This window comes from Mucilaginibacter sp. P2_A4 (assembly GCF_056405015.1).
In genome coordinates, this window is sequence record NZ_JBFUCX010000037.1 from 1 (window position 1) to 710 (window position 710).

Sequence of the window (710 nt, forward strand, 5' to 3'; positions counted from 1 at the left end):
CACAAATGAACCGTGATGTTCATCTATAGAATTAAGTGCCAGCGAAAAAATAACAGGATACATTACCGATGCAAAAAAACCTACCAACGGAAAGGCAATTAATGAAACCTTAGCCGGGCCAAAAAGAGCAGCTGTGAGGCAAATTAATGCCGCAACCGTAAACCCTATTAACACTTTACGGCTATCCAATACTTTCAGCAAAAACAAACCGACAACGCCTCCGGCAGTCATCAATCCCCAAAAATAGGCAACCGTATCGGCCCCTTTGGTTTGCGGATCAAAGCCATGATAGGTTTCTAAAAATTTTGATATCCAATTGGCTATCCCCTGCTCGGTACCCACATAGCAGATCATGGCGATAAAAAACAATACGACTACGGGTTTTCTAAAAAGCGTAATATGTGTTTTGATCGGCCCTACCTCTTCATCCGCCTTCAGCGCTACTACGGGGAATTTTGAAAACCTGATGATCACGATCATCAATAAAGAAATCACGGCAAATATCCAGTAAAGCGAGATCCAGGGCAAATTGGAGGGCACTATGGTATGAAAATAAGCCATAAAGCCAGTGTTGCCCGCATCATTCAGGTGAAGTGCAAAATAGGAATACACCATCGGACTTAGAAAAGATGCCGCGCCGAATATGAGCTGGGCCAGTACGGAGTTAAATGCATAATGTTCCTCTCCGCCGGATGTACGCAGCAAAGGAT

At 43.9% G+C, this 710-nt stretch carries 1 protein-coding gene; it reads right to left on the reverse strand.

Annotated elements, in window-relative coordinates; translation table 11 throughout:
- Positions 1-710: MFS transporter (locus AC1DYB_RS30385; RefSeq protein ID WP_477440700.1), on the reverse strand; the 710-nt coding region annotated here is incomplete at both ends.